Below are 9,941 nucleotides of genomic sequence, written 5' to 3'. Positions count from 1 at the left end.
CGGGTCGGGGCCGGCCGGCGGCTCGGTGGTGACCAGATCGCTGGGGACCAGCACCACGGCGGTCACGCCACCCTGCCCGGAGGGGCGCAACCGCACCCGTACGCCGTGCCGGGCCGCCAGCCGGGCCACCACGAACAGGCCAAGTCGGGCGCTCTGCGCCGGGTCGAACTCGGGCGAGCTGGCCAGCCGGGTGTTGGCGGTCTCCAGCGCCGCGTCGGACATGCCCAGCCCCTGATCGGTGATCTCCAGGGCGTACCCGGTGGGCAGCTGCGCCCCGGTGACGGTGACCCGGGTGTCCGGCGGGGAGAAGGCGGTGGCGTTCTCGACCAGCTCCGCGAGCAGGTGGATGATGTCGCCGACCGCCCGCCCCAGCACGCCGGCCGGCTGTACGGCGGTGACGTCCACCCGTTCGTACGCCTCGACCTCGGAGATCGCGCCGCGGATCAGGTCGACCATGGCGACCGGGTTGCGCCAGCCCCGGCCCGGTGCGGAGCCGGCGAGGATGACCAGGTCCTCGGCATGCCGGCGCAGCCGGGTGGCCAGGTGGTCGACCTGGAACAACTCGGCCAGCTCGTCCGGGTCCTCGCTTCGCCGCTCCATCCGGTCCAGCAGGTGCAGCTGACGATGCACCAGGCTCTGGCTCCGCCGGGCGATGTTGAGGAAGACCTCGTTGAGCCCGCGACGCAGGGTGACCTCGTCCACCGCGGCCTGGACGGCGGTGCGCTGCACCTCGGTGAAGGCCCGCCCGACCTCGCCGATCTCGTCGTGGCCGTACTCCAGCGGCGGCGCCTCTCGGGCGACGTCGACCTGCTCGCCACGACGCAGCCGGGTCACCACGTCGGGCAGCCGGTGCTCGGCCAGCTCCAGCGCGGCGGTGCGGACGCCGCTGAGCCGCCGGACCAGGTTGCGGCCGACCCGCAGCGCCACCAGCACCGACACGACCACCGCGACGAGCCCGAGCACGCCGGCGGCGGCCAGCCGCACCAGGATGCGGACCGCCATCGGCACCGACCGGTCGGTGAGAGCGTCGGCCTCGGACAGTTCGAAGTCCCGCAACTGCTGCTGAACCGCGTCCTGGCTGGCCTGCCAGTCCGCCGCGTCGACCGCCGGCCGGCCGGACCGGTTCGGTACGACAAGCGCGTCCTGCATCGTGCGCAGCCGGGTGAACGCCTCACCCTCGGTCAGCCGTTGGTACGCGACCCGGCTGCTCGCGGGCAGGTCGGCCACGGCGCTCTCGGTGAGCCACCGTTGGTTGCCGATGGCCTGTACGAGTTGGGTGTGCTCTCCCTCGGCGAACCGTCCGGCGGTGAGCGCGCCGGCCAGCAGCGCGTCGGTCTGGCCGAGCAGTTCCCGGGAGCGACCCAGCGCGGTGAGCGCCAGTGCCTGCCGGTTGATGTCCGGGTCGGTCAGGGTCGCCATGCCGGCGAACGCCTGGAAGGCCGCCGCGACCATGCCGCTGTACAGGCCGATAGCGCCGGAACGGTCGACCTTTCGGTCGTCGATGAACTTCCGCCCGCTGGGTAACGCCGCCAGGGCGGTGACCAGCTGGTCGACCCGGGTTTCCAGCAGGTCGCCCGCGGCGTCGCGCAGTGGCTCCCCGTCCACCCGGCGGCGCAGTTCGGCGACCGCCCGGTCGGTGCGCCCGCGCTGCTCGGCGAGGGCGGGCAGTTCGGTGTTGCCGGCGAGCTGCACCACCGAGAGCCGGCGTTCCCGTTGCAGCTCGGTGACCACTGTCTCGCCGGGGCGACCCAGGTCGTACAGCAGGGTGCGGGCGGAGAGCAGGTTCAGGGCGGGACCGAAGGTCAGTGTGGTCGCGAAGATCCACAGCGCCAGCAGCGCGGTCACCGGCGCGACGACCAACGCGGTCAGCTTCGAGCGGATCGGCCAGTCGCGGGTTCTCATCAGACCTCGCCCGTACAGGGGTGGCAGGAGGGGTGCCGGCACCGCCGGGCAACGCGCCGGCCGGCTGCGCGCCCGGCCGCATCGCCGGGCACCGGCGCGGGCGCCTTGGGCAGGATACGTAATCAACCGCCGTTGCACTACCGCCCGTCGCGTGAACATCGACGCTCCGGGATGTGCGGGCGGCGGGAATGACGAACGGCCTTGTCTGGAATGAGTCAAGTTTTGCCGGATGGGTGCGGCCCTCATCAGGAAAGTCCCTCGGATCGGGATTGGCGATCACTACGCGGAGGGAATACCAGATGACGAAGGAGGAGCCCATGTCGTCCATGCAGATAGTCGTCATCGTGCTCGTCGTGCTGGTGATCGTCGCGGCGCTGGCCGTGGCCGCCCGCTCGCTCAACAACCGCCGCGCCCTGCGCAACCGGTTCGGGCCGGAGTACGACCGGGTGGTGGCGGAGCAGGACAGCCGGTCCGCCGCGGAGCGCGAGCTGCGCGACCGGGAACGCCGGCATGCCGAGCTCACGCTCACCCCACTCAGCCCGGAGTCCCGGGCCCGCTACGCCGCCGCCTGGGAGGAACTCCAGGTCCGCTTCATCGACTCCCCCGGCGAGACCGTGGGCGACGCGGACGAACTGGTCACCCGGCTCATCGAGGAGCAGGGCTACCCGACCGGCGACTTCTCCGACCAGATCGCCCACCTCTCCGTCGAGCACGCCCGCACGCTGACCAACTACCGGGACGCGCACGAGATCCACCTGCGCAACTCCCGGGGTGAGGCCAGCACCGAGGAGCTGCGGCAGGCGGTCGTGCACTACCGCGCACTCTTCGCCGACCTGCTGGGCGAGGAGCCGGTCGGCCACCGCACGCCCGAACAGCGCCACCACCCGGACCACGACGCCACGAGCCGCTGAGGAGGCCACCGATGCGCCAGGAAGAGCAGCAGGTGAGCAACGACCACCCGGAGGCCGTCCGGTCCGCGCCCGTGCCGGTACCCCCGGCCGGCCGCTCGGACGTCCCTGAGGACGCCCTCGACGAGCGGGGCACCTTCGACGACCAGACCGCCGCCCACGAGCGGACCGACGACACCGACCGGGATGGCGCGTACGACCCGGCCGACGACGAGCTGACCGACGACTCCGACCCGCGCCACCGGCGCGACGACCGGTCCACCGACGAGGGCGGTTTCCACGAGCCGGGACCGCTGCCGACGACGTTCGGCGCCACCACGGTGGCCGACGCGGTGGCCGCCTCCGCACTGGCCAGCCCGCGCCCACAGGATCAGCCGGACCCCCGGGCCGAGCAGACCGCCCAGCCGGGCGACGGCGCCGAGGACGGCGAGCGGGAAGGTCTACGCGCCGACCCCACCGCTGAGCTGCACCGCCGCGACACGGACGTCGACGACGACAGCGCGGACTTCGACGACCGCACCGACTTCGACGACCGCACCGACGCGGACACGTCCGCCCGGACCGTCGTCCCGCCGGGGAGTACGGACGGCGACCCCGAGCGGCGCGGCGACCTGACCGGCGATCGGGACGCGGCCACGGCGGGCGCGGCCGGCTACGGCAGCGCGACACCGGAGATGGTCGACCCGGACGCCGACGGCGAACCGGTTCCCGGCGACGACACCAGCCCCACGCTGGAGTCCGCCGGAACATCCCGACCTGCCGGGTCGACCGTCGCGGCCGAGCCGGCCACGCTCCTCGAGCCGGACACCGCGCAGGGCTTCCGGGACCGCTGGCGGGACGTGCAGCTGCGTTTCGTGGACGACCCACAGGCGGCTGCCGGCGAGGCGCAGTCGCTGGTGGAGGAGGCCATCCAGGCCCTCTCCTCGGCGCTGGCCGCGCAGAAGAACACGCTGGGCGGGTGGCAGGACGCCGGCTCCGCCGACACCGAGCAGCTGCGGATGGCGGTCCGCAACTACCGGGACTTCCTGGACCGCGTACTGGGTCGCTGACCCACCCGACGGACACCTGGCGCCCCGGCCGTGACGGCCGGGGCGCCCTTTTGCGCGCCCACCGGCACCGAGCGCCCGAGACCGCCCGACCGGGTCGCAACACGGCAGTCTCGACCTCGGGGAGTGAAACCGCGCAGACGGGGAATTAGGCGCGCGCGAACCAACGAGTTCGGACGTCGGGACGAGGGGTGACGGGATGGACGGCGACGGTCTTCGGCTCAACATGAACGGCCTGGACTATCTGATTCTTGCGCTGTACTTCGTCACCGTCCTCGGGGTCGGCTTCGCCGCGCGCCGGGCGATCCGGACCAGCGTCGACTTCTTCCTCTCCGGCCGCTCCCTGCCGGCCTGGGTGACCGGTCTCGCCTTCGTCTCGGCGAACCTGGGCGCGTTGGAGATCATCGGAATGGCCGCGAACGGGGCCCAGTACGGCGTGATGACGGTCCACTACTACTGGATCGGCGCCGTCCCGGCGATGGTCTTCCTGGGCATCGTGATGATGCCGTTCTACTACGGCTCCAAGGTCCGCAGCGTGCCAGAGTACCTGCGGCTGCGATTCAACCGCCCCACCCACCTGCTCAACGCGCTCAGCTTCGCCGTCGCCCAGGTGCTGATCGCCGGCGTGAACCTCTACGCGCTGGCCCTCGTCATGCAGGCGCTGCTCGGCTGGCCGCTCTGGACGGCGATCGTGGTCGGCGCGGCGATCGTGCTGGCGTACATCACCATCGGCGGCCTGTCCGGGGCGATCTACAACGAGGTGCTCCAGTTCTTCGTCATCCTCGCTGGCCTCATCCCGGTCACCGTGATCGGCCTGGTGAAGGTCGGCGGCTGGAATGGCCTGATGGACGCTGTCCGCGACTCCAGGCTCGGTGAGGCGGGCCTGCACGCGTGGCAGGACACCGGCAGCACGGCGAACCCGCTGGGCGCGCAGTGGATCGGCATCGTCTTCGGCCTGGGCTTCGTGCTGTCGTTCGGCTACTGGACGACGAACTTCGCCGAGGTGCAGCGGGCCCTCTCCGCGAAGAACATGAGCGCCGCCCGGCGTACGCCGATCATCGCCGCGTACCCGAAGCTGTTCATTCCCCTGGTCACGGTCATTCCTGGCCTGGTCGCCCTGGTGACGGTGAAGGGCCTCGGCGCGGAGAGTGGCGACCTCCAGTACAACAACGCCATCCCTCTGCTGATGCGCGACCTGCTCCCCAACGGCGTGCTCGGAGTGGCGGTCACCGGCCTGCTCGCCTCGTTCATGGCGGGCATGGCGGCCAACGTGAGCGGCTTCAACACCGTTCTCACCTACGACATCTGGCAGGCGTACCTCCGGCCCGGCCGGTCGGACGACTACTACCTGCGGATCGGCCGGTGGGCGACGGTCGCGGCTGTGGTGATCGGGATCGGCACCGCGTTCATCGCCGCCGGTTTCAGCAACATCATGAACTACATCCAGGCGCTCTTCTCGCTGTTCAACGCGCCGCTGTTCGCCACGTTCATCATCGGCATGTTCTGGAAGCGGATGAGCGCTCTGGCCGGTTTCTGGTCGCTGCTGCTGGGCACCCTGGCGTCGCTGGCGACGTACCTGCTCTACAAGGGCGGCGTGATCCACTTCAACTCCGACCTGGAGGAGAGCTTCTGGGGCGCCGGCATCGCGTTCGTCACGGTCGCGATCGTCGCCGTGGTCCTCACCCCGCTCACCGCCCCCAAGCGGGACGAGGAACTGCGCGGCCTGGTGTACGGCATGGGCGGCGTGGACCTCAAGGGCGACGTGCTCGCCGGGGACGCCGTCTGGTACCGCTCCCCGGTGCTGCTCGGTCTGATCGCGGTCGCGCTGGCCGCCCTCTTCTACATCCCGGTCTTCTAAGGAAAGGGGTCGGCAGATGAGCAACGACGGCCAGCCGGCACAGGACCCGCTGATCGACGAGACGCAGGCGGAGCAGCGGCGCTCCGCCGCGGCCCGGCTGTTCGACATCCGCCGGGTGATCGGTGGCCTCTTCGTCGCGTACGGGATCATCGTGACGCTGATCGGTATCTTCGACAGCCGGGCCGAGATCGACAAGGCCGAAGGCGTCCGGATCAACCTGTGGGCCGGGCTGGCGATGCTCGTGTTCGGCCTGCTCATGCTGCTCTGGCAGTGGCTGCGCCCGGCGGAACCGCCGGCGCCGAACGAGCAGCAGCCCGGGGCCTGACCGACTGACCGCACCAGACGAGCGCGGCCCGGCCTGACCGCCGGGCCGTGCGGCATGAGCGCGGCACGAAGGGGTACGCGAGGCAATCAGGCACCGTGTCGGACCCAGGAGGCAGCACCATGACCGATCGCGATCGCCAACCAGCGTTGGAGGACAGCCCCGAGGTGGCCTCGGCGGTGGATGATGACGCCACCGTGCCGCAGCTGCAGACCGGAGGTGGCCCGGACCGGGACACCCCGGTCTTCGCCGAACCCCGCGACCGACCGGCCGACCTCGCGCCGGACACCGACGACCTGATCGGCGACCCGTACGCGGCCGGCACCGGTGCGACCGGGACGGGTACCGGCGCTGGCGGAGACAACATCCGCACCGGGAGCGAACAGCCCTGGGAGCCGGAGGACCTGGTGATGGCCCGCGGCCAGGACCTGACCCCGGAGAACCTGGACAAGGCCCGCCGTGACCTGGCCGAGCAGGGCCGGGCGGCGATCGAACGCACCGTGCCCTGATCGGGGCGTACAAAGGGGGGTCCCCGGCCCGACCTCTGACGGTCGAGCCGGGGACCCGGGGGAACCTGCTGCCAACAGTGCCTCACCAACCACCGGCAGCGGGTTGGTGCGTGAGCTACCCGATCAGAGCGCCGGGTACGCGTTGCGCATGAGCTCCTGGAACTGGGCGGAGAACCAGGCGCCGGAGATCGGCGCGTTGGCCAGTGCACCGGTCGGGTTGTTGCCGTTGCGGGCGTTGCCGCCGTACGTCGGGTCGCACATCCGGTCGAAGCCCTTGCCCTCGTTGTTCGGGATCGCCTGGCTGGAGCCGTCCGACTCACCCGGCGGCTTCACCCAGACGTAGGCGTCGATACCCGTGGCCGGGTTCGCCCGGGGCCGCTCGCCGAGACCGGCACCGGCCTGGTTGCACCAGTTGCCGGCGTGGGCCCGGCGGTCGATCCGACCACCGTTGACGTACGTGTCGACGCTTGTCGTCGCACCCGGGCCGGTGGGCCGGTTGGCGCCGCCCCAGCCGTTGCGGGAGGTGTCGATCAGCATGCCGATGTTGGAGTTGAAGCCCAACGAGACCAGCTTGGTCCGGAACGCCTGGGCGAACGACAGCTCGTCGACGTAGAAGTTCCAGTCGATCCACTTGGACTGCCGCACCGTCTGGCCGTTGACGCTGTCGGTGACCTTGAAGTACGGCTCCTGCAGCGCCGAGTAGTTCGCCGTGTTGGTGATGAACCCGTGCACGTTGTTCACCGTGCTGCCGGAGGCGACCGCAGCGGTCTTCAGGATTTCGGCGCTCGGGTTGAAGTTGCTGTCCCAGCCGAGCCAGCCGTGGTGGCCGGCGTCGATGTAGTTGTAGACGTTGCCGATCGCGCCCAGCTTGGCCAGCGCGTAGCCGACACCGTTGACGTACGCGCCGTTGGCCTTGACCGTGTCGCACATGGCCGTGCCACCGGGCTGACCGGACGTGTTGGTCACCAGGTTCGGCAGCGAGTCGATCTCGATGATGTTGATGATCCGCAGGCTGCTGTACTTCGAGTCACCCTGGATCGCGGCGATCGGGTCGATGTACTGGGACTTGTACTTCGGCAGCTCGTCCGGGCCCAGCTCACCGTTGGAGGCGAGCGCCGAGCAGTCCCGGCCGGGCAGGTTGTAGATCACGAACTGGATGTAGCCGGCGCCCTGGCGCAGCGCCTCGTCCAGGTGGTCCTTCACCCCGAAGGCACCGTTGGAGCTGCTGTTCGGCGTGCCGTTGATCGCGGCGATCCGGTCCAGCCAGACGGCGGTGGGGTTGTTGGAGACCCGGCTTCCGCCGGCCTCGGCGTCCGCCTTGGCCTTCCACTCCGGGTTCACGTAACCGCGCACCCCGGCGTACGGGTTGTCGACCTTGGTGCCGGGCGGAGGCGTGGTGGGCGGGGGCGTGGTGGGCGGGGGCGTAGTGGGCGGAGGCGTAGTGGGCGGAGGCGTGGTGGGCGGAGGCGTGGTGGTGGGCGGGGGCGTGGTGGGCGGGGTGGTGCCACCGTTGCAGACCACGCCGTTCAGGGTGAACGAGGTCGGCTTCGGGTTGCTGCCGCTCCACGCGCCGTTGAAGCCGATGCTCGTCGACGCGCCGGTGGCCAGGGTGCCGTTGTAGGACAGGCTCCGGGCGGTGACCTGGCTGCCGGACTGGGTGAACGTGGCCGACCAGCCCTGCTGCACCCGCTGGCTGGAGTTGGGGAAGGTCCAGCCCAGCGTCCAGCCGTTCAGCGGGTCGCCGACGTTCCTGATGGTGATGTTCGCGGTAAAACCGCCGGGCCAGTCGTTGCTGGTGTACGCGATGTCGCACTGCGTCGCGGCCTGCGCCGCGGTAACCGGAATCGTTACGAGCCCACCGGCGACCAGGGCACCCGCGCCAGCGAGCGCGAGGGCCCGGCGTGGGCCGGTTAGTTTTCTCCACACATTCATGCCACTGATCTCCTTGGGCGAGACCGGGCCCACGTACGGCCCGGCGGGACGGCCCGATGGGCGTCCTGCACGGACGGCCGCCGGCGCCAACGGGATTCTTTGGGGGGCGCCCGACCCGGACGGGCGATGGTGGTGGCGGTGCCCGGCCGATGCGTCGGCCGGTCGATCGGCGGCGGTGTGTCGCCCCGGTTACCCGGGTGCCCTCGACTCCCCTGCCTGCACGGTATGGCTCTCTGAACCGCGTTCGCCGATTCTTACATGGGAGCGCTTCCATGGCAATGGCTCGATACGTCGCTGGGGCCGTTTTCGGACGATACCCCCGACTGCGCCCGAGCGGCACGGGTCGGCCTGGACCCGCCAGTACCGGATGACCGACCCGGCCGGGCACGGTGAGCGTGGAACACCGTGTCGCGCCCACCGGGTGGCGGGAGAGCCGACACGACGCTCGGCGCGGCGAAAGCCCCGCCGCACCCCTTCACCTCTTACTTGGATCAAAGGGCAAAACACGAATCTTTCCCCTTATAAGTCGTGAAACGGTCTAACGTCGGTCTTAGCTCGGTTGTCGCCGGGCTCAGGGCAACAGGGATGGAGTGACGCAGGTCATGGCTAAGAAGATGCTCGGGAAGGTCGTTGCGGGCGCCGCACTCGGCGGCGCGTCGCTCCTGGTGTTCGCGCCGGGGATCGCGTTCGCCGACGGCCACGACGACGGCAAGGTCTACGCCAAGCCGCACGTTGTCAAGGCTGGCGACGAGGTCAAGCTCCTCGAGATCTGCCCGGATCGGCAGGAGCACGCGTACGTGTGGTCCAAGGTCACCGGCAAGGTCAAGCTCAAGCCGGCGCGTGAAGACCGGGGCGAGGACCGCGAGTGGCGTGAGGAGGAGGAGAACTCCTCCGACCACGACAAGGGCAAGGACGAGAACGGCAAGGACGAGCACGGCAAGGACCACGAGGGCAAGGACGACAAGGGCAAGGACGACAAGGGCAAGGACGAAAACGGCAAGGACGAAAACGGCAAGGACGAAAACGGCAAGGACGACAAGGGCAAGGACCACGAGGGCAAGGACGAAAACGGCAAGGACGAGCACGGCAAGGACGAAAACGGCAAGGACGAGCACGGCAAGGACGAAAACGGCAAGGACGAGCACGGCAAGGACGACAAGGGCAAGGACCACGAGGGCAAGGACGAAAACGGCAAGGACGAAAACGGCAAGGACGAAAACGGCAAGGACGAGCACGGCAAGGACGACAAGGGCCAGGACGAGTACGGCGAGGGCGGCCAGGGCGGCGGCGCTGCCGCCGACGCCTACGGCGACGAGGGCAGCAAGGACTGGAAGGGCGAGGAGCACGGCCAGGACGCCGAAGACAGCCGCGACAAGAAGGACTGGGAGTCGAAGGACGAGCACGGCTCCGAATACGGCTCCGACAAGAAGGACTGGGAGTCGAAGGACGAGCACGGCTCCGAAT

General features: G+C 70.1%; 7 protein-coding genes and 1 pseudogene. 6 read left to right on the top strand and 2 right to left on the bottom strand.

Annotation, left to right across the window (positions count from 1 at the left end; genetic code table 11):
* Window positions 1-1,902, bottom strand: a 1,902-nt coding sequence (locus ABZU52_RS04790; protein ID WP_354969736.1) for a nitrate- and nitrite sensing domain-containing protein, incomplete at its 3' end; no start/stop codon positions are given.
* Window positions 1,903-2,219: 317 nt separating this feature from the next.
* On the opposite strand from ABZU52_RS04790, the gene ABZU52_RS04785 reads away from it, so the two are divergent.
* The 5 genes from ABZU52_RS04785 to ABZU52_RS04765 all read left to right on the top strand — a co-directional run bounded on the left by ABZU52_RS04785 (window position 2,220) and on the right by ABZU52_RS04765 (window position 6,545).
* Window positions 2,220-2,813, top strand: coding sequence for a hypothetical protein (locus ABZU52_RS04785; protein WP_354969744.1), 594 nt, complete (start codon window positions 2,220-2,222; stop codon window positions 2,811-2,813).
* A gap of 11 nt (window positions 2,814-2,824) precedes the next feature.
* Complete coding sequence (locus tag ABZU52_RS04780) at window positions 2,825-3,859, top strand: hypothetical protein (RefSeq protein ID WP_354969735.1); 1,035 nt, start codon at window positions 2,825-2,827, stop codon at window positions 3,857-3,859.
* 196 nt (window positions 3,860-4,055) lie between these two features.
* Entirely contained in the window at window positions 4,056-5,714 is a 1,659-nt protein-coding gene (locus ABZU52_RS04775) for a sodium:solute symporter family protein (RefSeq protein WP_354969734.1), read from the top strand.
* A gap of 16 nt (window positions 5,715-5,730) precedes the next feature.
* Window positions 5,731-6,039 carry a hypothetical protein gene (locus tag ABZU52_RS04770; RefSeq protein ID WP_354969733.1) on the top strand — a complete coding sequence of 103 codons (309 nt, stop codon included), beginning with the start codon at window positions 5,731-5,733 and terminating at the stop codon, window positions 6,037-6,039.
* A gap of 119 nt (window positions 6,040-6,158) precedes the next feature.
* Window positions 6,159-6,545, top strand: coding sequence for a hypothetical protein (locus tag ABZU52_RS04765; protein WP_354969732.1), 387 nt, complete (start codon window positions 6,159-6,161; stop codon window positions 6,543-6,545).
* A gap of 123 nt (window positions 6,546-6,668) precedes the next feature.
* On the opposite strand, the gene ABZU52_RS04760 is transcribed toward ABZU52_RS04765, so the two are convergent.
* The gene (locus ABZU52_RS04760) at window positions 6,669-8,477 is read right to left on the bottom strand and encodes a glycoside hydrolase family 6 protein (RefSeq protein ID WP_354969731.1); all 1,809 of its coding nucleotides are present in this window, start codon (window positions 8,475-8,477) and stop codon (window positions 6,669-6,671) included.
* 602 nt (window positions 8,478-9,079) lie between these two features.
* Between ABZU52_RS04760 and ABZU52_RS04755 the strand changes: the two are divergent.
* Window positions 9,080-9,941: pseudogene (locus ABZU52_RS04755) on the top strand (hypothetical protein); the annotation flags it as partial.

It is taken from the genome of Micromonospora sp. NPDC005220 (genome assembly GCF_040607895.1).
Classification (GTDB): Bacteria; Actinomycetota; Actinomycetes; order Mycobacteriales; family Micromonosporaceae; genus Micromonospora.
The sequence above is the reverse complement of the archived record's forward strand: the minus strand, read 5'-3'. Positions and strand labels throughout refer to the sequence as shown.

Coding starts and splice junctions, on each gene's coding strand:
- ABZU52_RS04785 (WP_354969744.1), top strand. CDS start 2,220: ATGTCGTCCATGCAGATAGTCGTCATCGTGCTCGTCGTGCTGGTGATC.
- ABZU52_RS04780 (WP_354969735.1), top strand. CDS start 2,825: ATGCGCCAGGAAGAGCAGCAGGTGAGCAACGACCACCCGGAGGCCGTC.
- ABZU52_RS04775 (WP_354969734.1), top strand. CDS start 4,056: ATGGACGGCGACGGTCTTCGGCTCAACATGAACGGCCTGGACTATCTG.
- ABZU52_RS04770 (WP_354969733.1), top strand. CDS start 5,731: ATGAGCAACGACGGCCAGCCGGCACAGGACCCGCTGATCGACGAGACG.
- ABZU52_RS04765 (WP_354969732.1), top strand. CDS start 6,159: ATGACCGATCGCGATCGCCAACCAGCGTTGGAGGACAGCCCCGAGGTG.
- ABZU52_RS04760 (WP_354969731.1), bottom strand. CDS start 8,477: ATGAATGTGTGGAGAAAACTAACCGGCCCACGCCGGGCCCTCGCGCTC.